The organism is Streptomyces sp. AM 2-1-1, assembly GCF_029167645.1.
Taxonomy (GTDB): domain Bacteria; phylum Actinomycetota; class Actinomycetes; order Streptomycetales; family Streptomycetaceae; genus Streptomyces.
The window spans coordinates 3,451,341-3,476,364 of sequence record NZ_CP119147.1 but is presented as its reverse complement, the minus strand read 5'-3'; the positions used below and the strand labels follow the sequence as shown (position 1 = coordinate 3,476,364).

The 25,024-nt window shown below is 71.7% G+C and carries 20 protein-coding genes; 13 read left to right on the top strand and 7 right to left on the bottom strand.

The features are described 5' to 3' along the window. Positions 1-180: 180 nt before the first annotated feature. From PZB77_RS14935 to PZB77_RS14900, 8 genes are all read left to right on the top strand, one after another. Positions 181-2,169 carry a WD40 repeat domain-containing protein gene (locus tag PZB77_RS14935; RefSeq protein WP_275493088.1) on the top strand — a complete coding sequence of 663 codons (1,989 nt, stop codon included), beginning with the start codon at positions 181-183 and terminating at the stop codon, positions 2,167-2,169. A 228-nt stretch (positions 2,170-2,397) separates the two neighbouring features. After that, the gene (locus tag PZB77_RS14930) at positions 2,398-3,519 is read left to right on the top strand and encodes a YihY/virulence factor BrkB family protein (RefSeq protein WP_275493087.1); all 1,122 of its coding nucleotides are present in this window, start codon (positions 2,398-2,400) and stop codon (positions 3,517-3,519) included. A 62-nt stretch (positions 3,520-3,581) separates the two neighbouring features. After that, a complete protein-coding gene (locus PZB77_RS14925; protein WP_343299866.1) occupies positions 3,582-4,172 on the top strand; it encodes a phosphatase PAP2 family protein in 591 nt (196 codons plus the stop codon). A 203-nt stretch (positions 4,173-4,375) separates the two neighbouring features. Continuing rightward, the gene (locus tag PZB77_RS14920) at positions 4,376-4,837 is read left to right on the top strand and encodes a phage holin family protein (protein WP_275493086.1); all 462 of its coding nucleotides are present in this window, start codon (positions 4,376-4,378) and stop codon (positions 4,835-4,837) included. Next, positions 4,834-5,463 (top strand): DUF3618 domain-containing protein, encoded by a 630-nt coding sequence (locus tag PZB77_RS14915; protein WP_275493085.1) that lies wholly within the window; start codon positions 4,834-4,836, stop codon positions 5,461-5,463. Before PZB77_RS14920 ends, PZB77_RS14915 begins: the two co-directional genes overlap by 4 nt. Positions 5,464-5,669: 206 nt before the next feature. Further along, positions 5,670-7,556, top strand: coding sequence for an alpha-glucosidase (locus PZB77_RS14910; RefSeq protein ID WP_275493084.1), 1,887 nt, complete (start codon positions 5,670-5,672; stop codon positions 7,554-7,556). Positions 7,557-7,664: 108 nt separating this feature from the next. Next, positions 7,665-8,663, top strand: coding sequence for a TIGR03885 family FMN-dependent LLM class oxidoreductase (locus PZB77_RS14905; RefSeq protein ID WP_275493083.1), 999 nt, complete (start codon positions 7,665-7,667; stop codon positions 8,661-8,663). Beyond that, on the top strand, positions 8,660-10,354 hold the full coding sequence (locus PZB77_RS14900; protein ID WP_275493082.1) for an alpha-amylase family protein: 1,695 nt from the start codon (positions 8,660-8,662) through the stop codon (positions 10,352-10,354). The genes PZB77_RS14905 and PZB77_RS14900 overlap by 4 nt, the downstream gene beginning before the upstream one ends. A gap of 103 nt (positions 10,355-10,457) precedes the next feature. Here the strand turns inward: PZB77_RS14900 and PZB77_RS14895 are convergent, their stop codons facing one another. Together PZB77_RS14895 and PZB77_RS14890 are read right to left on the bottom strand one after the other, a co-directional pair. Then, the gene (locus PZB77_RS14895) at positions 10,458-12,485 is read right to left on the bottom strand and encodes a PA14 domain-containing protein (RefSeq protein WP_275493081.1); all 2,028 of its coding nucleotides are present in this window, start codon (positions 12,483-12,485) and stop codon (positions 10,458-10,460) included. Positions 12,486-12,608: 123 nt separating this feature from the next. After that, positions 12,609-13,496: a serine hydrolase gene (locus tag PZB77_RS14890; RefSeq protein WP_275493080.1), complete on the bottom strand. Its 888-nt coding sequence runs from the start codon at positions 13,494-13,496 to the stop codon at positions 12,609-12,611. 276 nt (positions 13,497-13,772) lie between these two features. Here PZB77_RS14890 and PZB77_RS14885 point away from each other — a divergent pair, with 276 nt between their 5' ends. Then, the gene (locus PZB77_RS14885) at positions 13,773-14,456 is read left to right on the top strand and encodes a GntR family transcriptional regulator (protein ID WP_275493079.1); all 684 of its coding nucleotides are present in this window, start codon (positions 13,773-13,775) and stop codon (positions 14,454-14,456) included. Then, positions 14,453-15,760: an MFS transporter gene (locus PZB77_RS14880; RefSeq protein ID WP_275493078.1), complete on the top strand. Its 1,308-nt coding sequence runs from the start codon at positions 14,453-14,455 to the stop codon at positions 15,758-15,760. Before PZB77_RS14885 ends, PZB77_RS14880 begins: the two co-directional genes overlap by 4 nt. Positions 15,761-15,871: 111 nt before the next feature. On the opposite strand, the gene PZB77_RS14875 is transcribed toward PZB77_RS14880, so the two are convergent. Further along, positions 15,872-16,696 (bottom strand): maleylpyruvate isomerase family mycothiol-dependent enzyme, encoded by an 825-nt coding sequence (locus PZB77_RS14875; protein ID WP_275493077.1) that lies wholly within the window; start codon positions 16,694-16,696, stop codon positions 15,872-15,874. 212 nt (positions 16,697-16,908) lie between these two features. On the opposite strand from PZB77_RS14875, the gene PZB77_RS14870 reads away from it, so the two are divergent. Beyond that, positions 16,909-17,721 (top strand): carbon-nitrogen family hydrolase, encoded by an 813-nt coding sequence (locus PZB77_RS14870; protein ID WP_275493076.1) that lies wholly within the window; start codon positions 16,909-16,911, stop codon positions 17,719-17,721. A gap of 106 nt (positions 17,722-17,827) precedes the next feature. Here PZB77_RS14870 and PZB77_RS14865 read toward each other — a convergent pair whose 3' ends face one another. Next, a complete protein-coding gene (locus PZB77_RS14865) occupies positions 17,828-18,316 on the bottom strand; it encodes an LURP-one-related family protein (protein ID WP_275493075.1) in 489 nt (162 codons plus the stop codon). 278 nt (positions 18,317-18,594) lie between these two features. Between PZB77_RS14865 and PZB77_RS14860 the strand changes: the two genes are divergently transcribed. Next, on the top strand, positions 18,595-20,439 hold the full coding sequence (locus PZB77_RS14860; RefSeq protein WP_275493074.1) for an NHL domain-containing thioredoxin family protein: 1,845 nt from the start codon (positions 18,595-18,597) through the stop codon (positions 20,437-20,439). Between the two features lie 104 nt (positions 20,440-20,543). On the opposite strand, the gene PZB77_RS14855 is transcribed toward PZB77_RS14860, so the two are convergent. From PZB77_RS14855 to PZB77_RS14845, 3 genes are all read right to left on the bottom strand, one after another. Then, positions 20,544-20,771 (bottom strand): DUF6458 family protein, encoded by a 228-nt coding sequence (locus PZB77_RS14855; protein WP_275493073.1) that lies wholly within the window; start codon positions 20,769-20,771, stop codon positions 20,544-20,546. A 113-nt stretch (positions 20,772-20,884) separates the two neighbouring features. Then, on the bottom strand, positions 20,885-22,192 hold the full coding sequence (locus PZB77_RS14850; protein ID WP_275493072.1) for a M18 family aminopeptidase: 1,308 nt from the start codon (positions 22,190-22,192) through the stop codon (positions 20,885-20,887). A 180-nt stretch (positions 22,193-22,372) separates the two neighbouring features. Beyond that, positions 22,373-24,199 (bottom strand): acyl-CoA dehydrogenase, encoded by a 1,827-nt coding sequence (locus PZB77_RS14845; protein ID WP_275493071.1) that lies wholly within the window; start codon positions 24,197-24,199, stop codon positions 22,373-22,375. A gap of 187 nt (positions 24,200-24,386) precedes the next feature. Here PZB77_RS14845 and PZB77_RS14840 point away from each other — a divergent pair, with 187 nt between their 5' ends. Next, on the top strand, positions 24,387-24,845 hold the full coding sequence (locus PZB77_RS14840; protein WP_266706714.1) for an SseB family protein: 459 nt from the start codon (positions 24,387-24,389) through the stop codon (positions 24,843-24,845). Positions 24,846-25,024 lie beyond the last annotated feature (179 nt).

The following is a 25,024-nucleotide window of genomic DNA, read 5'->3' as shown; positions in this document are numbered from 1 at the left end:
ACGTCCGGCAACTCCACCCGCACCGGTTGTACTTGGGTCCTGCCGGGTGTGGCCGGCGGGGGTCGCCGCAGGGGGAAACCCGGTGCTCACCTGTCACCGGTGTCGCATAGGCTTCGCGGCAGCGGGGACGCTCACACACTTTCTTCACCCTGGGGGGTTCTATTCATGGTGCGCGGACAGATGCGCAGACGCACGATCACGGCTGCGACGGCGCTCGCGGTCCTCTTCAGCTCGGCGACGCTGAGCGTCATGACGGCCGGTTCGGCCGCGGCGGCCGACACCTCGAAGGTCGTCTCCCTGAAGTCGGCGGGAGACGTCGTGGTGGACGGCGTCCACCAGCGGGTCTACATATCGGATCCGACCGCCGGCAAGATCGTCGTCACCGACTACGCGGGCACGACGGTCGCCACCCTCACCGGCCTCCTGGGTGTCAACGGCCTCGAGCTCTCCGCCGACTCCGGCCGGGTGTACGCGGCCGTCACCGGCGGCAGCCGGATCGTCGCGGTCGACACGAAGACGTACGCACAGAGCGAGAGCTACGCCCTCGGCGGTCTCGACGGGGTCAGCACGCTCGCCCAGGCCGGCGGCAAGCTGTGGTTCGGGTACAGCGGGCGCATCGGCTCGCTGGACCTGTCGGGCCCCGAGCCGGTGGTCCAGCCCTCCCAGCAGAGTCCCGAGGCGGGCTACGGCGCCGCGGCCCCGGAGCTGGGCTCCGACTCGGCCGCTCCCGGCGTGCTGGCGGTCGGCGTGCGGGAGGGTTCCACCGTCAGCGTCTACGACGTGTCGGACACGGGACTGGCGCTGCGCGTCAGCCGGCCGGTGGCCGGGAACCTCCGGGAGCTGGACATCACCCCGGACGGAAAGGAGGTCATCACCGCCAGCGGCGCGCCCTACGTGCACGCGGCGTTCTCCACCACCGACCTCTCGCCGGTCGTGGAGTACCGGTCGACCAGCTACCCCGTCGCCGTGGACGTCGCCCCGAACGGCGCGGTCGCGGGCGGCACCGACTCCTCCTACGACCCGGACGTCCACGTCTTCTCGCACGGCTCGCCGACTTCCGTTCGGACTTTTGATTTCCCCAACACGGGAACGTCGTCGGGCGGAGACCTCCTCGTGACGGGCGCCCTGGCCTGGGCACCGGACAGCAGCAGGCTGTTCGCGGTGTCGGAGAACAGCCTGGGCGTGTTCTCCCTGCGCGTCCTGGGGGAGCCCACCAAGTCGCTCCCGACGGTCACGGTGAGCGCGCCCGCCAGTGCGACGCGCGCCAAGGCCCTGACCGTCACCGGCAAGATCACCGCGAGCGTGGCGGTGCCCGTCGGGACCAAGCTGACCGTGACGCGTACCGACCTCGAGTACCCCAAGGGCAAGGCGCTCCCCGCGGTCGTGACCAAGGGGGGCGGTGCGTTCTCCTTCGCGGACACGACGTCCGCCGGCGGCAACGTGACGTATAAGGTCGCGTACGCGGGCGACGCCGCGCACTCCGCGGCGAGCGGTTCCGACACCGTCGCGGTGTCCCGGACGGCGGTCGCGCTCACCCTGAACAACAACAAGAAGGTGTTCGCCTACGGGCAGCCGGTCGCCTTCACCGCCACCCTCGGGGCGACGTACAAGAACCGCACGGTGAAGCTCGTCGCGGACCGGGCCGGCGACGGCAAGGGCAAGTACCTGCTCAAGACCGGCACGGTGAACAGCGCGGGCAAGTTCTCCGGCACCCTGAACATGTACCGGGACTCGGTCGTCTACGCCGTGTACGACGGTGACGCCCGGACCGCGCCGAAGACCGTCATGGTGTGGTCGGGAGGCCAGGCCAAGGTCGTCACGGCCATCTCCCGGCACTACAAGACGGGGAAGATCGGCGCGACGAACTACTACTGGATCCACAAGACGACGGCCCCGTACTTCCACACCGCGATCAACGCCTACCCGGGCCGCAAGCAGCGGATGGACATCCAGGTGTACTACGCGGGCGCCTGGCGCGACGGCGGCTCGGAGTACTTCGCGCTGGACTCCGCCGGCCGGACGATCGTCGACCTGGGCAAGCCGGGGGCCGGTTCCGTCGGCGCCAAGTTCCGCATCAGGTCGGCGTACGTCAGGGGCGTCGACTACTCCGGTGACACCGTGAACTCGACGGCCTACAGCGCCTGGAAGTACCTCTACGTCACCAACTGATCCCTCACGGATCGCGCGCGGGGCCCGGCCGGTCACCTCCGGTCACCTCCCGGGCCCCGCGCCCCCCTCGCCCCGTCGGCCTCCCGCCGGCGGGGCGCCGCCGTACCCCCGGTGAGGGGTCCGCGCGGCTCCTCCCGGCACCGTCCGAGGGGACCCGGCGACCGGTCGTCCCGACGCGGCACCGCACCGGGCCGTTTCCGATCCCGTGACGCGGACACTCGTGGAACCATGGCATCGACCCCCGCATCACCCCACGACCAGGAAGAACCCGGCGCTCTCCCGCTCGCCGGGCACCACCGCGCCGAGCCCCGCGCCGACGCCGCGGCCCGCGGCGAGGCCGCCCGCGACGACCAGGGCGGGCACGAGACCGAGAACGCCGGCCCCGATCCGGAGGTGGAGCGCAACGCTCCCGACGCCCCGACCGGGATGCCCAAGCGGTCGTGGTGGGCGGTGCTGAAGCGTACGGCGACGGAGTTCAAGGACGACGAGCTGAGCGACCGGGCCGCCGCCCTGACGTACTACAGCGTCCTCTCGCTCTTCCCGGCCATGCTGGTGCTGGTCTCGATCCTCGGCCTCGCCGGGGAGTCGACCACCCAGAAGGTCATGGACAACCTGCGGAAGCTCGCTCCGGGGCCGGCCCGCGACATCCTGTCCGACGCCGTGCGGCAGCTGCAGGGCAACGGCGGCATCGGTTCGGTGATGGCCGTCGTGGGTCTGCTGCTGGCGGTGTGGTCGGCGTCCGGTTACATCGCGGCGTTCATCCGCTCCTCCAACGCCGTCTACGACGTGCCCGAGGGGCGCCCGGTGTGGAAGGTCCTGCCGCTGCGCCTGGTGCTGACGGTGATCCTGATGGTGATGGCGGTGATCAGCGCCCTGATCGTGGTCTTCACCGGGCCCCTCGCGAGCCGCGCGGGCGGGGCCCTGGGCGTCGGGGACACCGCGCTGACGGTGTGGTCGATCGCGAAGTGGCCCGTCCTCGCGGTCCTGGTCACCTTCATGATCGCGATCCTCTACTGGGCCGCGCCGAACGCCCGGGGACGGGGCTTCCGCTGGGTCACGCCGGGCAGTTTCCTGGCGCTGCTGATCTGGCTGATCGCCTCGGCGGGCTTCGCCCTCTACGTCGCCAACTTCGCTTCCTACAACAAGACGTACGGGGCCCTCGCCGGGGTAATCGTCTTCCTGGTGTGGCTGTGGATCACCAACCTGGCGATCCTCCTCGGCCTGGAGTTCGACGCCGAGATGAGCCGGGAGCGGGCCATCGTCGGCGGTCTCCCCGAGGACGAGGAGCCCTACGTCGAACCGCGCGACACCAGCAAGTGGTCCGACGAGGACCGCCGCCGGCTCGGCTGACACGGCCGGGGCCGGGCCGGGACCCGGCAGGCCTCCATGATGAGCAGAAGGACGGGACAGCGGTGTACGAGAGGGCGATCGGCACGGAGGCGGGGCCGGTGTACCGGGCCGGACTGGCGGCGCTGCGGCAGGGGGACCGCCTGCTGACCAGCCGGGTGGCGCACTGGAGGTCGCCGGTGACGCGGGAGATCCTGCCGGCGGTGGAGTCGGCGGCCGAGCGCACCAAGCTGTGGTGGGCGGCGGCGGGCCTGATGGCGGCCGTCGGTGGCCGTCGTCACCGCAGGGCGGCGGTCGCCGGGCTGGCCGCCATGGGGCTGGCGGAACTCCTCTCCAACGGTGTGGGCAAGCAGCTGTGTGAGCGGCGCAGACCGCCCGCCGAGCTGATACCGCACGACGGGGTCGAGGACCGCCCCGACAGCTCCTCCTTCCCCTCCGGCCACACCGCCGCCGCCGTGGGATTCAGCGCGGCGGTCGCGGGCGCCGCACCGGTCGTGGGGGCGCTCTGCGCCGTACCCGCCTGTGTGGTGGCGGTGGAGCGGGTCCAGTCCGGGGCGCACTACCCGAGCGACGTGGCCGCCGGTGCGGCGCTGGGGCTGGCGAGCGCGTGGCTGATCCATCGCGTACCGAAGGTGTGGTGGCGGCGGCTTCCCTGAGGCCGACGGCCGCCGTGGGGCGCAGTGCGGAGCGGTGGCGCGCCGGACCTCCACCCTCGGCCCGCGGGAGGGACACCGGCTCGGCGCGCATGCGGGGACATCGCGGGGGTACCCGCCATTGCGGCGCATTCATGACAATCCAGGTGCGGTGGACGGCCGTTCCCCCCGGGAGCGGCACGGCGAGGAGAGGCGGGCGAAGGACGATGACCACGGTTGAGTACCCGACCGGACCGGGCGGACCCGGTGCGGAACGCGGACCCGGCACGGGACCCGCCGGTACGCACGACGACTCCGTCGGGGCGCTGGTGACCCGGGCCTCGCAGCAGCTGTCGCAGCTGGTGCGGGACGAGATGCGCCTCGCCCAGGCGGAGATGACCCAGAAGGGCAAGCGGTTCGGACTGGGCGGCGGGCTGTTCGGCGGTGCGGCCACCGTGGGGTTCCTCGCCCTGGGCGCGCTGGTGACGGCCGGCATCGCCGGTCTGGCGACGGTCATGCCGGTGTGGGCCTCCGCGCTGATCGTGTGCGCCGTACTGGCGGCGGTCGCGGCAGTCCTGGCCCTGAAGGGCAAGAAGGAGATCGCGCTGGCCACCCCGGCCAAGCCCGAGCGGGCCATCGACAACGTCAAGGCAGACATGGCGGAGATCAAGGAGAAGGCGCACCGATGAACGACATGCCCCAGAACCAGCCCCAGCCCTCGGACCCGTCGCGGGCCCAGCCCCCGTTCCCGTCCCCGGAGCAGGCCCGGAACCTGAGCGCGCACTCCGAAGAGCCGCCGACCCCCGAGGAGCTGCGCCGGAACGCCGAGGCGACCCGCGAGCAGCTCGGGCAGACGGTCGAAGCCCTGGCGGCGAAGGCCGATGTGAAGGCGCAGGTCCAGCAGAAGGCGGAGCACGCCAAGGCGCAGGCCCAGGTCAAGGCGGCAGAGGCCAAGGCCCAGGCCCAGCTGAAGGCGACGGAGGCCACGGCCCAGGTGCGGGAGAAGACCGCCGTCGCGAAGGCGCAGGTGCAGGAGAAGGCCGTCCAGGCGAAGGACCATGCCGCCCGGATCGCGCGGGACGCGCAGGAGAAGCTGCCGCCCCCGGTGGTGGACAAGGCGATACGGGCCAGGGACCGGATCTCCTCGGCCGCCTCGGCCGTGGCGTCGAAGGTCGAGGAGAAGACCCCGGACTCGTTCGCGGAGCAGGCCGGCCGTGCCCAGCGGGCCGCCGGCCGCCGCCGCGGACCGCTGCTCGCGGTGGCCGCCGTCGCACTGCTGCTGGTGGTCAGGAAGCGTCGCGCCGCGAAGCGGTGACGCCCTCGCCGCCGCGGGGAGATCCGGGCGGTGGGACGTGGCCGTGCCGGAGGGCCGGGCCGGGCTCGCGGGAGCCGGGTCCGGCCCTCGGTCATGCCCGGAGTCCCGGCGGTGCGCCGGGCACTACGGACGCCCTTGCCCGGGCAGAGGTAAACGGGGGACCGCACGGCCCGGACCCCTGTCGCACCGAGGCGGAGGAGACGGCGATGGGACCTGAGAGCAGGACGGCACCCGGAGGCGGGACGGCATCCGGCGGAGAGACGGCGCCCCGGGGCGCGACGGCGGCCGACCACGAGGCGGCGCCCGGCCACGGGACGGCGCCCGGCCACAGGGCGGCGCCCGGCCACGGGACGGGGCCCGCGCCCGGGAGCGACACCCCCGGTGACGCGGATGCGGCCTGGTGGAAGTCGGCGGTCGTCTACCAGGTCTACCCGCGCAGCTTCGCGGACTCCGACGGCGACGGCATAGGAGACCTGGACGGCATCACCGGCAGGCTGGACCACATCGCCGACCTGGGAGCCGACGTCATCTGGCTTTCCCCGGTGTACCCCTCGCCGCAGGCCGACAACGGCTACGACATCAGCGACTACCAGGACATCGACCCCGTCTTCGGCGATCTGGCCGCCTTCGACCGGCTGCTGGCCGCCGTGCACGGGCGGGGGATGAAACTGATCATGGACCTGGTGGTCAACCACACCTCCGACGCGCACCGCTGGTTCCAGGAGTCGCGCGATCCCGCCGGCCCCAAGCGCGACTGGTACTGGTGGCGCCCTCCGCGCGAGGGCCGGGAGCCCAACAACTGGGGCTCGTTCTTCTCGGGACCCGCGTGGACGTACGACGAGAGGAGCGGGGAGTACTACCTGCACCTCTTCGCGCCGGGGCAGCCCGACCTCAACTGGGAGAACCCGGAGGTGCGGCAGGCCGTGTACGCGATGATGCGCTGGTGGCTGGAGCGCGGCGTGGACGGCTTCCGGATGGACGTCGTCAACCTGCTCTCCAAGGATCCGGCGCTGCCCGACGGCGCGCTGACCGGCGACGGTCCCTACGGCGACGGCTCGCCGCACTACGTCTGCGGCCCGCGCATCCACGACTACCTCCAGGAGATGCACCGCGAGGTGCTCGGCCTCTACCCGGGGCGGCTGCTCAGCGTCGGGGAGATGCCCGGGGTGACCGTCGAGCAGGCCCGGCTCTTCACCGATCCGCGCCGCGCCGAGCTCGACATGGTGTTCCAGTTCGAACACGTCGGACTCGACCACGGGCGCGGCAAGTTCGACCCGCGCCCCCTGCGGCTGACCGACCTGAAGGCGTCCCTCGGCCGCTGGCAGGAAGGGCTCGCGGACGTCGGCTGGAACAGCCTCTACTGGAACAACCACGACCAGCCCCGGGTGGTCTCCCGGTTCGGCGACGACGGCCCCCGCCACCGCACCCGGTCCGCGACGATGCTCGCCACCGTGCTCCACCTGCACCGGGGGACGCCGTACGTCTACCAGGGCGAGGAGCTCGGCATGGCCAACGCCCCGTTCCGCACCATCGAGGACTTCCGGGACATCGAATCGCTCCACCACTACGCCGAGGCGCTGCGCGCGGGCGCCCGGCCCGAGGACGTGCTGCCCGGGCTGCGGGCGATGGGCCGGGACAACGCGCGTACCCCCATGCAGTGGGACGCCTCCCCGCACGCCGGGTTCACCACGGGGACCCCCTGGTTGCCGGTCAACCCGGACCACGTCGTGGTCAACGCGGAGGCGGCCCGCGCGGATCCGGACTCCGTCCACCACCACTACCGCCGGCTGATCGCGCTGCGCCACACCGAACCGGCGGTCGTGCACGGTGAGTTCCAGATGCTGCTGCCTCAGGACGAACGCGTCTACGCGTTCACCCGGCGGCACGGCCCCACGACGCTGCTGGTCCTCGGCAACTTCACCGGGGAGACCGTCTCCGTGGACCTGTCCGGCGCCGGTACGGGCGGGGCCGACGGCCTCGCCGGCTGGGAGGGCGCCGAACTCCTCCTCGCCAACGGCCCGTCGCTGCCCGCCGAGCCCGGCCGGCTGGTCCTCGCGCCCTGGGAGGCGAGGGTGCACCGGCGCGTCGGCTGAGCCGGGAGAGGCGTCCGGGCCGACGGCGGGGAGGCGCGAACCGGTCGCCCCGCACCGCTGAGCGGCCGCTGCGCAGATGATCCGGGCATCCCCGGGTACCCGCGCCCCATGACTGTCTACGGATTCCACGCATCGCACGAGCAGGTGCCCCCCGCCGATCTGCTGGCAGCCGTCGTCCGCGCCGAACAGGCGGGCTTCACCGCCGCCATGTGCTCCGACCACTTCTCGCCCTGGAGCGTCCGGCAGGGCGAGTCCGGTTTCGCCTGGTCCTGGCTGGGCGCCGCCCTCCAGGCCACCGACACCATCCCGCTGGGTGTCGTCAACGCCCCGGGGCAGCGCTACCACCCGGCGATCGTCGCGCAGGCCATCGGCAGTCTCGCCGCGATGTACCCGGGCCGCTTCTGGGCCGCCCTGGGCAGCGGCGAGGCCTCCAACGAGCACATCACGGGCGGCGGCTGGCCGCGCAAGGAGATCCGCAACGCCCGGCTGCGGGAGTGCGTCGACATCATCCGGGCGCTGCTGCACGGCGAGGAGGTCAGCCACGACGGGCTGGTGACCGTGGACCGGGCCCGGCTCTGGACCCTTCCCGAGGCCGTGCCGCCGCTGATCGGCGCCGCGTGCAGCGAGGAGACCGCGCGGTGGTGCGCCGAGTGGGCGGACGGCCTCATCACCGTCAACGCCCCGCACGCGACGCTGCGGGGGATCGTGGACGCCTACCGCTCGGCGGGCGGCACCGGCCCGCTCCACCTCCAGACGCACCTCAGCTGGGACCCCGACCCGGACAAGGCGCTCGCCCTCGCGCACGAGCAGTGGCGCACCAACGTGCACGGGGCGCCCGCGAGCTGGGACCTCGACTCCGCCGAGCTCTTCGACAGCGTCAGCGAGCACGTCACGCCCGAGCGGGTCGCCGAGAGCGTCAACGTCTCGGCCGACCTCGGTCAGCACGCCGCCTGGCTGCAGGAGTACGCCGATCTCGGGTTCGACACGGTCATGCTGCACCACGTGGGCGTCGAACAGAGCGGTTTCATCGACGCGTTCGGCGAGAAGGTGCTGCCGCGCCTCGACGTCACCACGCCCGCTCCGGCCGTGGCGGGAGAGAACCGATGAGGCTGACCCGTACCTCCGACGTGTGGTGGAAGAACGCCGTCGTCTACTGCCTGGACGTGGAGACCTACCAGGACGGCAACGGCGACGGAATCGGTGACTTCGCCGGACTGACCCAGCGGATCGACCACCTGGTGCGCCTCGGCGTCACCTGCGTGTGGCTGATGCCCTTCTATCCGACCCGGGAGCGCGACGACGGTTACGACATCACCGACTTCTACGGCGTCGACCCCCGGCTCGGCACCCTCGGCGACTTCACCGAGTTCGTGCGGACCGCCCGTGACCGGGGCATCCGGGTCATCGCCGACCTGGTGGTCAACCACACCTCCGACCACCACCCCTGGTTCCTGGACGCCCGCTCCAGCCGCGACTCCGCCCACCGCGACTGGTACGTCTGGTGCGACACCCCGCCCGAGGACGGGCCGCAGGGAGTGGTCTTCCCCGACGAGGAGAAGAGCGTCTGGGAGTACGACGAGGCGACCGAGCAGTACTACCTGCACCGCTTCTACAAGCAGCAGCCCGACCTCAACGTGGCCAACCCGGCCGTGCGGGACGAGATAGCCCGGATCATGGGCTTCTGGACGGAGCTCGGGCTGTCCGGCTTCCGCGTCGACGCGGTCCCCTTCCTGCTGGAGACCGACGGGCAGCCGGACGCCGGCGACCTCCCCGACCCGCACGCGTACCTCGCCGACCTACGGGCCTTCCTCGGCCGCCGCAACGGCGAGGCGATCCTGCTGGGCGAGGTGAACCTGCCGTACGAGGACACCGCCCGGTTCTTCGGCGGCGCCGAGGCCGGCGAGGGCGACGAGCTGACCCTCTGCTTCGACTTCATCGGCATGCAGCAGATGTACCTGTCGATGGCCCGGGAGGACGCCGGGCCCCTGGCGTCCGCGCTGCGTGAGCGCCCGGTGCCGCCGCGCGACGCGCGCTGGGCGACCTTCGTCCGCAACCACGACGAGCTGACGCTCGACAAGCTCGACGACGACGAGCGCGCCGAGGTCTTCGCCGCGTTCGGCCCGGAGAAGGACATGCAGCTCTACGACCGGGGGCTGCGCCGCAGGCTGCCGCCGATGGTCGACGGCGACCAGCGCCGCGTGGAACTGGCCTACAGCCTGCTGCTCACCCTCCCGGGAACCCCCGTGCTCTTCTACGGCGAGGAGATCGGGATGGGGGAGAACCTCGCCGCACCCGGCCGCCAGGCGGTGCGGACCCCCATGCAGTGGACGCCGGACAAGGGCGGCGGCTTCACCCGCGCGGAGGATGCCGAACTGCCGAACCCGGTGGTGGAGGGCGCCTTCGGCCCCAAGCGGGTCAACGTGCACGACCAGACGCGCGACCCCGGCTCGCCGTTCTCCCGGATGCGCGCCCTGATCGAGCGGTACCGCGACGCACCCGAACTCGCCTGGGGCCACTGCGAGGTGCTCGACACCGACGAGCCGGGCGTACTGGCGCACCTGAGCTCGCTGCCGGAAGGGGCGGTGCTGGCCGTGCACAACTTCTCCGGCCGCCAGCTCACCACGACCCTGGAGGTCCCCGGGCTGCGGGGCGGCCGGCTGCTCACCGACCTGGCCGACGGGGACGGCGTGAAGGCGGCGGCCGGCGGGCGGCTCGACGTCGCGCTGGAGCCGTACGGCTACCGCTGGCTCCGGGTGAACACCCCGCTGGACGACCCGGACCGGGCGGTCGGGGACTGACCGGTCGAAGGCCGGGCGCAGCGGTGCGGCCCGGGCGGGCACGCGCCGGGCCCCGCGCGATCCTCCGCGCGGGGCCCGGCGCTCGTGCCCTCCGGTGATCAGCTCACGCGGCCGGCGGGAGCACCACCTGGGCGGTGCCCGGGACCGAGGCGGGGCCGTCCGCGTAGAGGGCGCTCACGCGGTAGAAGTGCGTGGTGCCCGCGGCGGCGGTGCGGTCGGTGACGGAGGTGGCGGCGTACGGCGACACGGCGTCCGGTACCGGTGCGTAGGCGCCGGTGGCCGGGTTCCAGCGCTCGACGGTGTAGCCGGTCGCGCCGGTGACCGGCTGCCAGGTGAGCCGCACGCCGCCGGTGGCGCCGACCTCGCCGGTGACGGTGACGGGGGAGCCCGCGGGGGTCTCGACGGTGGGCGTCAGGTCCCGCTCGGTGACGACCACGACGGGGTTGGCCTCGGGGTCCACCATGCTGTGGTTGCCGGAGCCGTCCTCGACGTCGACGAAGTAGCAGCGCTCCTCACCGTCGGGCAGCCGGACGTCCCGGTAGGAGGCGACGGTGGGGCCGACGTACGCGGAGGTGAGCGCGTAGCAGACCGAGGCGCCTTCCTCCTCGTCGGTGACCAGTTCCCCGATCAGCACCCGCTGGCGCACGATGTCGGACTCCCCGCCGTTCTTCCAGCGCAGCTCGACGCCGTAGTCGGTCGCCTCCGCGGTCAGGCCGGTGACCGGCGCCGGGGGCGTGAGGTCCTCCTCGGGGGTCGTGGCGCTGACGGCGGCCGCGGCCGCGGACTCCTTGCCGGTGGAGTCGAAGGCCTTGACCACGTAGTGGTAGGTGGTGCTGCCGACCGGATGGTCGTCCCGCCAGGTGAACCGGCGGCTGCCGTCCGCGAGAAGGGTCGAGGAGACGACGTCGGCGACGGGCGCCGCCCCGGTGTCGACGGGCAGCTTCGTGGAGCGGTAGACGTGGTACCCGGCGACGGCGCCGTCCGTCGTCGCCCGGAGCCAGGAGAGCGTCACGGAGGACGTGGCGGCGACCGCCGTCAGGCTGTGCGGGGCGGCGACCGTGCGGTGTGCGGAGGCGGCGGTGTCGGTCGCGGGGGTGTAGGCCGAGGTGCGGCCCGCGCCGTCCACGGCGGCCACGCGGTACTGCCACGGGACGGACCGGGCGACCGCGGTGTCGTGGAAGGAGGTGCCGGTCACCGACACGGTGGTGGCGGTACCGGCGCCGCTGCGGTTCAGCAGGTAGCGGGTCGCGCCCGCCACCGGCTTCCAGGTCACGGTGATGCCGGTGTCCGTGCCCGTCGCCGCGAGGCCGGTGGGCGTGGTCATGAGCGGCGAGACCACGGGGACGTCGGCCGAACCGGTGGAGACGTTGCCGGCCTTGTCGACGGCCCGGACCTCGTAGTAATAGGTGATGCCCGGCACGGGGTTGAGACCGGTGTAGCCGGTGGCTCCGCCCGAGGCGACGAGGGTGTACGTGGTGGTGCCGGCCGGGCGGCGGTAGATCCGGTAGCCGGCCAGGTCCATCTCCACGCTCGCCGGATAGGTCATCCTCACCTTGCCGGACGCGGTGTCGTGGACGGCCTTCACACCGGTCGGGGTGCGCGGCCCGACCTTGTCGACCGTCGCCGAGGTGCGGGGCGCGTAGGCGAACTTCACGTTGGCGGCGCCGGTCCAGTTCACGTAGTCCACGCGCAGGGTGTGTTTGCCGGACGGGACGGTGAGGTTGACCGACTTCGCCACGGTGGCCGAGCCGTTCTTCCAGATGTCGATCTTCCGTACGCCGTCGAGGTAGACCCGGACGCCGTCGCGCGCCGAGGCGGCGAAGGTGAAGGGCCCGCCGGAACCGAAGTCGCGGGTGACGGAGTACCGGACGGCGAAGTTGTCCTTCGGCAGACCGGGCAGGGGCGCGTCGGTGCCCCAGTTCTGGTCCATCGCGTTGTCGCAGTCGGTCTTCTTCGGCGTACCGGCGAACGTGGTGTTCGCGTAGTAGGTGCGCGTGAAGTAGTTGGTCTTGCAGGCCACCGCGGCCGCTGCCGCCGGTGTGGCGCCGACGGCGGAGAGCAGCGTGCAGGAGGTCGCCGCGACGGATACGGCGGCGACCGTGCGCAGGCGTACGCGGGAGAGAGGGGTCACGTGTGGGAGGCCCTTTCGGACAAGGGTCGTCGACGGGTGGGACGGAACAACGGGTGGGACGGAACAGGGGAAGGGGCCCGGTGCGCGGAGCGCGCGCGGTCCGGGCCCCTTCGGTGGTGCGGGTTACTTCTTGAAACCGTAGTCCAGGAGCTTCTTCACGTCGGTCGTCCTCGTCGCCTCGGACGTGGACGCCAGGACAGCGCCGATGACCGTCTTGCCGTTGCGGGTCGCGGCGAAGACCAGGCAGTACTTCGCGTTGCTGCCGGAACCGGTCTTGACACCGATCATGCCGCTGTAACTGCTCAGCAGCTTGTTGGTGTTGGTCCACGACATGTAGCGGTAGCCACCGCTCTTCGTGGTCACCTTCTGCTTCGTCGACGTCGTCTTGACGAGGGCGCGGAAGGTGCTGTTCTTCATGGCACTGCTGGCGATCTTCGTCAGGTCGCGCGGGGTCGAGTAGTTCGAGCCATTGCTTATGCCGTCGAACGAGTCGAAGTGCGTGTTCTTCAGGCCGAGGGTCTTCGCGTCGGCGTTCATCTTGCCGAGGAAGGACTTCACCCGGGCGGCGCGGGTCGTACCGACCCCGAACTTGTCGGCCAGCGCGTACGCGGCGTCGCAGCCGGACGGCAGCATCAGGCCGTACAGCAGCTGCCGCACGGTGACCTTGTCGCCGACGATCAGGTGCGCGGAGGAGGCGCCTTTGGCGACGATGTAGTCGCTGTACGCCTTCTGGATCGTGACGGTGCTGTTCAGGTTGAGGTTCTTCTGTGCCAGCACCACCTTGGCGGTCATGATCTTGGTGGTGGAGCCGGTCGGCCGGCGGGTGTCGGCGCCCTTGGAGTAGAGCGTCGCGGCGTTGGCGTTGTTCATCACGAAGCCGCCGGGCGCGACGACGGTGGGCGTGGGGATCGTGGCCGCCTGCGCGGTGGAGGCGAGCGCCCCACCGGCGATGACGGCACCGGCCGTCAGGGTGACGGTGGCCGCGACGGAGGTGCGACGAATGCCCGTCATGCGGATTTTCAAGGTAAACGCTCCAAATGCCACTGGAATGCGGCTCCATGGGAGCCGCTGATGGTGAGACTCCTGGGACGGCCGCTTGGATGTGCTGATGCCGGGGCGAGTTTGGACGCCTGTGGAGCGGTGCATCGTAGCGCGCGGGAATGGTCCGTCCGGTAACTCCTGGGGCGGGTGGTATCGGCTGGTACGAGAGCGTGACGAGAACGGGGTGGGGCGTCCGGATCTTGGACGGCTTCCACCTCGCGCATCTGTTGTATCTATGCTGTGTGCATGCCTGCCGCGCCTCCCGCTTCCCCCGCCGCCCGCCGGACGGGGCCCAAACCGCCTCCCGCCGCCGAACGCGTCTACTCCCACATCAAGGAGGCGGTGCTGGAGCGCCGTTACGAAGGGGGGACGCTCCTCACCGAGGGCGACCTCGCGGTGGCGGTCGGCGTCTCCCGGACGCCCGTGCGCGAGGCGCTGCTCCGCCTCGAAGTGGAAGGGCTGATCAAGCTCTACCCCAAGAAGGGCGCACTCGTCCTCGCCGTCTCCGCCCAGGAGATCGCCGACGTCGTCGAAACCCGCCTGCTCGTCGAGGAGTTCGCCGCCCGCAAGGCCGTCCCGGCGTCTCCGCGGCTGATCGCCCGGCTCGACGAGCTGCTCGCCGAGCAGAGCGCCCTCGCCCGGGACGGGGACCTGGCCGCGGTGTCGGTCGCCGACCGCTGCTTCCACGCCGAGATCGTGCGCAACGCCGGCAATCAGATCCTCTCCCGCCTCTACGACCAGCTACGCGACCGGCAGTTGAGAATGGGGGTGGCCGTGCTGGAGGCGCACCCCGACCGGATCGCCGCCAACATCACCGAGCACAGCGAGCTGTTGGACGCCATCCGCTCGGGCGACGCCGAGGAGGCCGCACGGGTCGTCCGGCGTCACGTCGGCCGGGTCAGGGTGCTGGTGCGGGGTGAGGACCGATGAGTGCGGGAGCCGCACCCACCCTCTCCCTGCCCGGAGATCCGCCCGGCGGCAGCCGGGCCGCCCGGATCTGGGGCATCGGGGTCGCCGTCTACTTCGTCGCGATCATCTTCCGTACGAGCCTGGGGGTCGCCGGGCTCGACGCGGCGGACCGGTTCCACATCAACGCCTCCGCCCTGTCGACCTTCTCCATCCTCCAGCTGCTCGTCTACGCCGGGATGCAGATACCCGTCGGCCTGATGGTCGACCGGCTCGGCACCAAGAGGGTCCTCACCTTCGGGGCGATCCTCTTCACCGCCGGCCAGCTCGGTTTCGCGCTCTCCCCGTCGTACGGCACCGCGCTCGCCTCCCGTGCGCTGCTCGGCCTCGGCGACGCCATGACCTTCATCAGCGTGCTGCGGCTCGGCAGCCGGTGGTTCCCCGCCCGGCGCGGGCCGCTGATCGGACAGGTCGCCGCCCTCTGCGGGATGGCGGGCAACCTCGTCTCCACCCTCTTCATCGCCCGCGCCCTGCACGGGTTCGGCTGGACGGCGACCTTCGTCGGCAGCTCGCTGGCGGGTGTCGTGGTGCTGGTGCTGCTGCTGCTCTTCCTCAGGGACCACCCCGAGGGTCACGAGCCGCCGCCGGTGGAGCACGCCGGAGCCTCGTACGTACGCCGTCAGATCGCCGCCTCCTGGCGGGAGCCCGGCACCCGGCTCGGGATGTGGGTGCACTTCACCACGCAGTTCCCGGCCATGGTCTTCCTGCTGCTGTGGGGGCTGCCCTTCCTCGTGGAGGACCAGGGGCTGAGCCGGGGGACGGCCGGCAGCCTGCTCACCCTGGTGGTGCTCTCGAACATGACCCTGGGGCTGGTCTACGGGCAGATCATCGCCCGCCACCACGCGGCCCGGCTGCCGCTCGCCCTCGGCACCGTCGGGGCGACCGCGCTCTTCTGGGCGGCGGCCGTCTTCCACCCGGGCGACGCCCCGATGTGGCTGCTGGTCGCGCTCTGCGCGGTGCTCGGCGCCTGCGGTCCCGCCTCCATGATCGGCTTCGACTTCGGGCGGCCCGCCAACCCGCCCGAACGCCAGGGCACCGCCTCCGGCATCGTCAACATGGGCGGCTTCGTCGCCTCGATGACCACGCTGTTCCTGGTCGGCGTCCTGCTCGACGCCACCGGGGACGACTACGCGATCGCGTTCTCCTCGGTGTTCCTCCTGGAGGCGCTCGGCACCGTGCAGATCCTGCGGCTGCGGAAGCGGGCGGCCGCCCGGGAGCGCGAACACCACGTGATCAGCCGGGTGGAAGCGGTGCACGTACCGGTGTGACGGCTGGTCCCGGAGCCGGCGAGCGCCGCCACGGTGGGCGTGAGTCCCGCGGCGGGCCTGCGGGTCTGCGGGGGACGGGCTCCCGGGGGCGCGGGCTACGGAGTCGCGGGCCTACGGGGTCACGGCGAAGCGGTGCAGGATCGCCGCCGCCAGGTCCTCGTCGCCCTCGACCTTGATCCGGTCCGCGACGGTCGACGGGCGTACCCGCCCGCAGGCCAGCCGGTAGTAGGTCTCCCAGTCCATCGCCAGGGTGACGTCGGGGCCCAGGGAGGGCGACCCGTCGATCGACCCGTGGCCGTTCGCGTCCACCCGGATCGTCCGGAGGAACTCCATCGGTCCCTGCACGTCGAGTGCCACCGCCGAGTTCGCCGGGGCGCCCGCGTCCTTGGCGACGACCTTCGGCAGGGCTTCGAGCAGGGTGTCGCGGACGACGAAGGCGCCCGGCGAGTCGAGGTTGCCGGGCTGCCCGAGGGCCCAGCGCAGGTCCTGCTCGTGCACCCACACGTCGAAGGCCCGCATGTGCAGCGCCACTTCGAGCGTCTGCTCCGCCCCCAGCGGCGCCCGGACCATCGTCTCCGGGGCACGCGACTCGTTCCGCAGCTGCCGGGAGCGGCGGATGATCGTGTATTCCAGCTCCGAGGTCATCTCGGGCGAGGTGTGGTGGCGCCGTACGTCGACCTGCATCTCCATGTACCGCGCCATGTCGCTCCGCACGTGGTACAGGTCGCGCGGCAGCGTGTGGATGGGGCGCGGGTCGCCGAGCTGCTCGCACTCCATGCCGATGATGTGCGACACGATGTCGCGCACCGACCAGGCGGGGCACGGCGTACGGCGGTTCCAGTCCCCCTCGGCGAGCGGCAGCACCAGCTCCGTTATCGCCTCGATGGAGTGGGTCCAGGCATCGGCGTAGGTCTGGAGGCTGGGATGGACGGTCACGGGACCCCTCGTGCGGTTCTTCGGTGCGTGGGCTGGAGTGCAGGAGTGCTGGCGGCGGGCGGGCTGGCACTGACGGCGCTGTCTGGCGAGCTGCGTGGGAGGTTCGTTCCTTCGGAAAGTTCCAAGTTACGCTGCGAGCAGGCACCCCGGCAGTGCTTTCGTGTGACGATCGTAGGCCGGTTTGACGGCTCGAATGCCAGGACGGTGGTAGTGTGCGCGCCTCTCTCATCCAGATCGCGGTAAACCCGGATGAACCCGTCAATTACCGTAGGGCGCGGGTGGCTTCCCTCGTTGCCGGCGAGGTGTCAGGTCCGAATCCGGCCGACTTGGTGGTTCTCCCCGAACTCTGGCCGGTGGGCGCTTTCGCCTTCACCCGGTTCGCCGAGGAGGCCGAGCCCCTCGAAGGCCCCACCCACGAGGTGATGTCCCGCGCGGCGGCCGAGGCGGGCGTCTGGCTGCACGCCGGATCGTTCGTCGAACGCGCCGAGGACGGCACCCTCTACAACACCTCCCTCGTCTTCGACCCCCGGGGCGAGCGCGTCGCCGCCTACCGCAAGATCCACCGCTTCGGCTTCGACCAGGGCGAAGCGGTCCTGATGGGCGCGGGCGAGGAGCTCGTCACCGTCACCCTCCCGGGCACCACCCTGGGGCTCGCCACCTGTTACGACCTCCGCTTCCCGGAGCTCTTCCGGGGTCTGGTCGACGCGGGCGCCCAGACCTTCGTCGTCCCCGCCGGCTGGCCCGAACGCCGCCGGGCCCACTGGACCCTCCTCGCCCGGGCCCGCGCCGTCGAGAACCAGGCGTACGTCCTCGCCGTCGGTACCGCCGGCACCCACGCCGACGTCCCCCAGGCGGGCCACACCCTCGTGGTCGACCCCTGGGGCGAGATCCTCGGTGAGGCGGGGGCGGAGGAGGAGATCCTCCGCGTCGAGTTCGACCCGGCGGAGGTGGAGAAGACCCGGGAGCGGTTCCCGGTGCTGAAGGGGCGTCGGCTGGGGGTGGAGCGGCCGGGGACCGTGGGGTGAGGGGTCGGGCGGGGCCCGACTTTGGCGGTGAGCTCCGGTGCGACCGGTCGTCGGTCGGCCGCGCGGTATCTCCCGCCTCTGCGCGCCCCGTCCCTCAGCCGCCGCCCTACTCGTGCTCCTTCTCCGCCAGCACGATCACGCACACCGCCACCGCGATCAGCAGCGAGGCGTCCGCGTCCTCACGCACGATGTCGATGCCGTACGTGTCACGGATGCTGAGCCACCGCCGGGAGATCTGGGCCAGCAGCGCGCCGTCGTGGTCGACGGCGAACTCGCGGTCGAGGATCTTGCCGCTGACGTCGAGTTCGGTGCCGTCCGCCATCACCACCCGGTAGTGGTTCCGCAGCAGCGACAGGCGCTTCTTCTTGACCCGGGCCAGCTCCTCGCCGTCCCGCTCGATGATCATCGTGTCGCGGATGCTGATCAGCTTCTGCCGCAGTTCGACGAGGACCCGCCCGTTCGCGTCCTTCAGCTCGAAGGTGTCGCGTACCCGCAGGGCCTTGCCGTCGACGAGGAACACCTTGCGGCCCTCGGTGTCCTCGATCCAGTAGTCGTCACCGATGGCGAACAGTCGCTCGCGTACGAGAAGTCTCATGGGAGACAGGTTCCCGGAGCCCGCCCCGGAATGCGTGAGGGGCGCGCGGCGCCCCCGGGCCCGACCCGGCCGGGGCCGGCCCGACGGGCGTCCCGCTCACCCGGCCGGCGTTCCACCCGGTGAGGGACGTACCCGTCCCGGACCGACCGGGCCTTCGCGGTACCCGTCCGGAGGTGTCCGAGGAGCGCTGCACGCGAGCGGTTCCGGCCGGAAGCGGCCAGAACCGGGGCACCGCCCGCGCGTGCCGGGCATCCGTGCACGGGTGGCACCCTTGAGGCATGAACGATGCCGTCCCGGCGCCCGCCCCCGCGCCCCACCGTGCCCGTGTCCGCGCCCCCGAGCTCATCGGCAAGGGCGGCTGGCTCAACACGGGCGGCCAGCAGTACACCCTCGCTGACCTGCGAGGACGCATCGTCGTCCTCGATTTTTGGACCTTCTGCTGTGTGAACTGCCTGCACGTGCTCGACGAGCTGCGCGAGCTGGAGGAGAAGCACCGCGACACCGTGGTGATCATCGGCGTGCACTCGCCGAAGTTCGTGCACGAGGCGGAGCACCAGGCGGTCGTGGACGCCGTCGAGCGGTACGGGGTGCACCATCCGGTGCTCGACGACCCGGAGCTCGCGACGTGGAAGCAGTACGCGGTCCGCGCCTGGCCGACCCTCGTGGTCGTCGACCCGGAGGGGTACGTCGTCGCCCAGCACGCCGGTGAGGGCCACGCCCACGCCCTCGCGAAGCTGGTGGACGAGCTGGAGGCCGAGCACGCGGCGAAGGGCACGCTGCGGCGCGGGGACGGCCCGTACGTCGCGCCCGAGCCGGTCGCCACCCACCTGCGCTTCCCCGGCAAGGCGCTGCTCCTGCCGGACGGCGGCTTCCTGGTCTCGGACACCACCCGGCACCGCCTGGTCGAGCTGGAGGCGGACGGCGAGACCGTGCGCGGCCACTACGGCACGGGCGAGCGCGGCTTCACCGACGGCGGGCGGGACGAGGTGCGGTTCAGCGAGCCGCAGGGCCTCACCGTGCTGCCGGACGGCCGGATCGCCGTCGCGGACACCGTCAACCACGCGCTGCGCGCCCTCGACCTCACCACCGGCCGTACGGTGACGCTCGCCGGCACCGGTGACCAGTGGTGGCAGGGTTCCTCGACCTCGGGTTCGGCGCGCGAGGTGAACCTCTCCTCGCCGTGGGACGTCGCCTGGTTCGGTGACCGCCTCTGGATCGCCATGGCGGGCGTGCACCAGCTGTGGACGTACGACCCCGCGAGCGGCACCGTCCAGGTCGCCGCGGGCACCACCAACGAGGGTCTCGTCGACGGTCCGTCCGCCGAGGCGTGGTTCGCGCAGCCCTCCGGCCTCGCGGTCTCCCCCGACGGCGAGCGGCTGTGGATCGCCGACTCCGAGACCTCGGCGCTGCGCTTCGTCGACCGGGAGGGCGTGGTGACCACGGCGGTGGGCACCGGGCTCTTCGACTTCGGGCACCGGGACGGGGCCGCCGGGCAGGCGCTGTTCCAGCACCCGCTGGGGGTCACCGCGCTGCCGGACGGTTCGGTGGCGGTCTCGGACACGTACAACAACGCGCTGCGGCGCTTCGACCCGGCGAGCGGCGAGGTGACCACGCTCGCCACCGATCTGCGGGAGCCGAGCGACGCCGTGCTGGTCGACGGGGACCTGGTGGTCGTGGAGTCGGCGCGGCACCGGCTGACCCGGCTGCGGCTGCCCGAGGAGGCGCTCGTGGTGGACGGCGGGGCGCACCGCACCCAGCGCGCGGCCACCGGGATCGCGGCCGGGAAGCTCCGGCTCGACGTGGTCTTCCAGGCGCCCGCGGGTCAGAAGCTCGACCTGCGGTACGGCCCCTCCACCCGGCTGCTGGTCTCCTCGACCCCGCCGGAACTGCTGGCCGGGGGGTCGGGCGCGGGGACGGACCTCTTCCGCGACCTGGTGCTCGCGGACGGGGTCACCGAGGGCATCCTGCACGTGTCGGCGATGGCGGCGTCCTGCGACGACGACCCGGCGAACGAGTACCCGGCCTGCCACGTCCACCAGCAGGACTGGGGCGTACCCGTCGTCGTGACGGCGGACGGGGTGGCCCGGCTGCCGCTGGTGCTGGCGGGCATGGACGACGCCTGACCGTCCGGGCACGACGAGGGCGCGGAGAGGCAGGTCCTACCCTCTCCGCGCCCTTCGCCGTTCCCGCGGCCGGTGCACCGGCCGCCGCTCCACCGGCGCCCCCGTCACAGGTAGCGCTTCTCGTCCTCCGCGCTCGGGACGACCGTGGTGGTGGGCGGCACGATCATGCGGCGGCGCCGCGCGATGCTCATGTAGGCGAAGACGCCGATGAGGCCGACGAGCATCATGATCCAGCCGACCAGGTCGACGTTGACGGTGTCGATCTGCCAGTCGGTGGCGAACGCCAGTACCGCTCCGGCACCGATCAGGAGAATGCATCCTCCGAGTCCCATGATTCCCGCCTCCTCGACGGCCCGGTGGTTCCGGCCCGTGTACGGATCGCGTACCCGGCCCGGCAACAACCATGTCAGTCAGGGAGGTTGGGCCCGGGGCCCGGAGGCGGCCGTCAGCCCCGCAGGAAGGCGGTCAGGGCGTTGGCCAGCAGGAACGGGTCGTCGGAGCCGCAGAGTTCGCGGGCACTGTGCATCGACAGGATCGCCACGCCGATGTCCACGGTCTGGATTCCGTGGCGCGCGGCGGTGATCGGACCGATCGTCGTGCCGCACGGCATCGCGTTGTTGGAGACGAACGTCTGCATCGGCACGCCCGCCCGCTCGCACGCGGCGGCGAACACGGCGCGGCCGCTGCCGTCGGTGGCGTACCGCATGTTGACGTTGACCTTCAGCATCGGCCCGCCGTTGACGACCGGGTGGTGCGTCGGGTCGTGGCGCTCCGCGTAGTTGGGGTGGATCGCGTGGCCGGTGTCGGAGGAGACGCAGACGGTCCCGGCGAAGGCGCGGGCGCGGTCCTCGTAACCGCCGCCCCGGGCGAAGACGGAGCGCTCCATGACCGTGCCGAGCAGCGGGCCGTCGGCGCCCGTGTCGGACTGCGAGCCGTTCTCCTCGTGGTCGAAGGCGGCGAGGACGGGGATGTACGGGAGCGCGGTGCCCTCGGAGGCGTGCCGCCGGGCGACGGCGGCGAGCGCGGCGGCGCCCGCGTGCACGGAGAGGAGGTTGTCCATCCGGGGGCCGGCCACCAGCTCCCGGTCGCGGCCCAGGTAGGCGGGCTTCTCGACGGCGTGCGCCATCAGGTCCCAGCCGGCCACGTCCTCCGGGTCGACCCCCGCTTCCTCGGCGACGAACCGGACGAGATCGCCCTCCTCCACCCGGCCCAGGCCCCAGACCGGCTGCATGTGCTTCTGGCGGTCGAGCTTGAGGCCGTCGGTGTTGGCCGCGCGGTCCAGGTGGACGGCGAGCTGCGGGACGCGCAGCAGCGGGCGGTCGATCGAGGTCAGCACGTCGGTGCCGTCGCGCAGCGAGAGCCGTCCCGCGATGCCGAGGTCCCGGTCGAGCCAGGTGTTGAGCAGGGTCCCGCCGTAGATCTCCACGGCGACCTGGCGCCAGCCGTGCGCCCCGGTGTCGGGCAGCGGCTTGACCCGCAGGTTGGGCGAGTCGGTGTGGGCGCCGACGATACGGAACGGGGTGTGGGGGGCGGCGCCTTCGGGGACGTACCAGGCGATGACGGCGCCGCCGCGCAGGACGTACTTCCCGCCGCTCGTCGCGTCCCAGGCCGCTGTCTCCTCGACCTGCCGGAACCCTGCCTTCTCCAGGAGGGCGGCGGTGTTGGCCACGGCGTGGTAGGGCGAGGGGCTGGCGGCGAGGAAGGCCATCAGGTCGTCGGTGTGAGACCTGTCGAAGTGGTGGGAGGAACTCATGTTCTTCACTGTAACGACGCCTGTTGCGGAGGATTCACGGTCGTCCCGCCGCGCCGCCCGGCCCGCCGTTCCGCGGGGGTGGGACGGCGGCGGCCCGCTCCCCCCCGGGTGTGCGCCGCAGGGGGGCGGGCCGTCGCTGGTCGTCGGGCTGGGCGGACCCGCGTCCGCCGGTCGCGTCGCCTAGAAGGCGGCCTCGTCCAGCTCCATCAGGGAGTTGTCGACGGACTCGGCCAGCACGCGCTCGGTCGAGACGCCGGGCAGGACGTTGGCGGCGAAGAACTTCGCGGCCGCGATCTTGCCCTGGTAGAAGGCGATGTCCTTGCCGGAGGCGGTCGGCAGCTTCTCCGCGGCGACCGATGCGCCCTTGAGGAGGAGGTAGCCGACGACGACGTCGCCGGAGGCGAGCAGCAGGCGGGTGGTGTTGAGCCCCACCTTGTAGATGCTCTTCACGTCCTCGCCGGTCGCGGTGAGGTCGTTGATCATCGTGCCGACGATCGCCTCCAGGTCCACGGCCGCCTTGGCGAGGGAGTCCAGCGCGGGGGCCAGCTCGTCGTTGCCCTGGGCGCCGGCGAGGAACTTCTTGATCTCCTCGGAGAGCGTGTTGAGGGAGGCGCCCTGGTCGCGGACGATCTTCCGGAAGAAGAAGTCCTGGCCCTGGATGGCCGTGGTGCCCTCGTAGAGGGTGTCGATCTTGGCGTCGCGGATGTACTGCTCGATCGGGTACTCCTGGAGGTACCCGGAGCCGCCGAAGGTCTGCAGCGACTGCGCGAGCTGCTCGTAGGAGCGCTCGGAGCCGTAGCCCTTCACGATCGGCAGCAGCAGGTCGTTGAGGCCGTGCAGCGCCTTGGCGTCCCCGCCGGCGGCCTCCTCGACCTGGATCGCGTCCTGGACGGAGGCGGTGTACAGCACCAGGGAGCGCATGCCCTCGGCGTACGCCTTCTGCGTCATGAGGGAGCGGCGCACGTCGGGGTGGTGCGTGATGGTGACCTTGGGGGCGGTCTTGTCCATGAACTGCGACAGGTCCGAGCCCTGGACGCGCTCCTTGGCGTACTCCAGCGCGTTGAGGTAGCCGGTGGAGAGGGTGGCGATGGCCTTCGTGCCGACCATCATCCGGGCGAACTCGATGATCATGAACATCTGGCGGATGCCGTCGTGCTTGTCGCCGATCAGCCAGCCCTGCGCGGGGTGCTGGTCGCCGAAGGTCATCTCGCAGGTGTTGGAGGCCTTGAGGCCCATCTTGTGCTCGACGTTCGTGGCGTAGACGCCGTTGCGCTCGCCCAGCTCACCGGTCTGCCAGTCGAAGTGGTACTTCGGGACGAGGAAGAGCGAGAGGCCCTTGGTGCCCGGTCCGGCGCCCTCGGGGCGGGCCAGCACGTAGTGGAGGATGTTCTCCGACATGTCGTGCTCGCCGGACGTGATGAAGCGCTTCACGCCCGTGATGTGCCAGGAGCCGTCGGCCTGCTGGACCGCCTTGGTACGGCCGGCGCCGACGTCCGAACCGGCGTCCGGCTCGGTCAGCACCATCGTCGAGCCCCACTGCTTCTCGACGGCGATCTCCGCGATCTTCTTCTGCGCGTCGTTGCCCTCGGCGTGCAGGATGCCGGCGAACGCGGGCCCGGAGGAGTACATCCAGACGGCCGGGTTCGCGCCGAGCAGCAGCTCCGCGTAGCCCCAGATCAGGGAGCGCGGGGAGGTGGTGCCGCCGATCTCCTCCGGGAGGCCCAGGCGCCAGTACTCGGAGTCCATGAACGCCTGGTACGACCGCTTGAAGGTCTCCGGGACCGGTGCGGTGTGGGTCGCGGGGTCGAAGACCGGCGGGGTGCGGTCGGCGTCGGTGTAGGAGGCGGCGAGCTCGTTCTCCGCGAGGCGGGTGACCTCGTCGAGGATGCTCTTCGCGGTCTCGACGTCCATCTCCGCGAACGGTCCGGTGCCGTACAGCTTGTCGCGCCCGAGCACCTCGAAGAGGTTGAACTCGATGTCGCGGAGATTCGACTTGTAGTGCCCCATGGGAAGGCTCCGTAATCAATAGCGGTGACGCGCAGCGCCCCGGGGAGTGATGCGGTCGGGCGACGGGCTGTGCGGAGGGACCGGCCCGCGGCATGACGCGGTCGGGCGGACCTCTCCGATGATGCTACCCGTGAGTAATAAGGCGCAACCCCTGGAGCCGGAGATGTGTCCGATTACTCTTTGGGGCATGTACGGCTACGACCAGAACCCGGGTGCACAGCAGCAGATGGGTCAGATGGGGCAGATGGGCGGCGGCTATGCCGAGCAGCCGCTCTATCCCGAGCCCTCGCCACCCTCCCTGGCGGACGCGGTACGGGCCTTCACCACCGGCACGCTCGCGGCGGAGGACTTCCAGCAGATCTTCGCGACCTCGAAGGTGTACTGCCCGCGCGGCGACGGCCCGGGCTTCCTCGCGCTGCACAACACCCAGCAGCCGGTGATCCCGATGTTCAGCACCCTCAAGGAGCTGCGCCGGTACGCGGGCAAGGAGTCGAAGTACTTCGTGATCACCGGCGCCGAGGTGATCGACCTGCTCCCGACCGGGTACGGCTTCGTCCTCGACATGGAGGGCGACCACCGGATGGTCTTCGACGCCAAGGCGGTCGAGCAGATGGTCGACTTCGCCATGCGGCGCATGTACGGCTGACGCGCCCGCCCCTCGCCCGTCCCCAGGGCCCGCACCGGCACGGTGCGGGCCTTCCTCGCGTACGCCTCGGCGGGCCCCGCCGCTCCGCCGCGCCCCTCGCGCCCCGCCGGGAATGCGCGACGCCTTGCAAGATGTTCACTGTTCAACTAAATTGGAAGCAGATCCCGCCCGGAGGTGGC

Bases quoted from the DNA above. Each gene is read 5' to 3' on its own strand.
- PZB77_RS14935 (WP_275493088.1), top strand. From the start codon at position 181: ATGCGCAGACGCACGATCACGGCTGCGACGGCGCTCGCGGTCCTCTTC.
- PZB77_RS14930 (WP_275493087.1), top strand. From the start codon at position 2,398: ATGGCATCGACCCCCGCATCACCCCACGACCAGGAAGAACCCGGCGCT.
- PZB77_RS14920 (WP_275493086.1), top strand. From the start codon at position 4,376: ATGACCACGGTTGAGTACCCGACCGGACCGGGCGGACCCGGTGCGGAA.
- PZB77_RS14915 (WP_275493085.1), top strand. From the start codon at position 4,834: ATGAACGACATGCCCCAGAACCAGCCCCAGCCCTCGGACCCGTCGCGG.
- PZB77_RS14910 (WP_275493084.1), top strand. From the start codon at position 5,670: ATGGGACCTGAGAGCAGGACGGCACCCGGAGGCGGGACGGCATCCGGC.
- PZB77_RS14905 (WP_275493083.1), top strand. From the start codon at position 7,665: ATGACTGTCTACGGATTCCACGCATCGCACGAGCAGGTGCCCCCCGCC.
- PZB77_RS14900 (WP_275493082.1), top strand. From the start codon at position 8,660: ATGAGGCTGACCCGTACCTCCGACGTGTGGTGGAAGAACGCCGTCGTC.
- PZB77_RS14890 (WP_275493080.1), bottom strand. From the start codon at position 13,496: ATGACGGGCATTCGTCGCACCTCCGTCGCGGCCACCGTCACCCTGACG.
- PZB77_RS14885 (WP_275493079.1), top strand. From the start codon at position 13,773: ATGCCTGCCGCGCCTCCCGCTTCCCCCGCCGCCCGCCGGACGGGGCCC.
- PZB77_RS14880 (WP_275493078.1), top strand. From the start codon at position 14,453: ATGAGTGCGGGAGCCGCACCCACCCTCTCCCTGCCCGGAGATCCGCCC.
- PZB77_RS14865 (WP_275493075.1), bottom strand. From the start codon at position 18,316: ATGAGACTTCTCGTACGCGAGCGACTGTTCGCCATCGGTGACGACTAC.
- PZB77_RS14860 (WP_275493074.1), top strand. From the start codon at position 18,595: ATGAACGATGCCGTCCCGGCGCCCGCCCCCGCGCCCCACCGTGCCCGT.
- PZB77_RS14855 (WP_275493073.1), bottom strand. From the start codon at position 20,771: ATGGGACTCGGAGGATGCATTCTCCTGATCGGTGCCGGAGCGGTACTG.
- PZB77_RS14850 (WP_275493072.1), bottom strand. From the start codon at position 22,192: ATGAGTTCCTCCCACCACTTCGACAGGTCTCACACCGACGACCTGATG.
- PZB77_RS14845 (WP_275493071.1), bottom strand. From the start codon at position 24,199: ATGGGGCACTACAAGTCGAATCTCCGCGACATCGAGTTCAACCTCTTC.
- PZB77_RS14840 (WP_266706714.1), top strand. From the start codon at position 24,387: ATGTACGGCTACGACCAGAACCCGGGTGCACAGCAGCAGATGGGTCAG.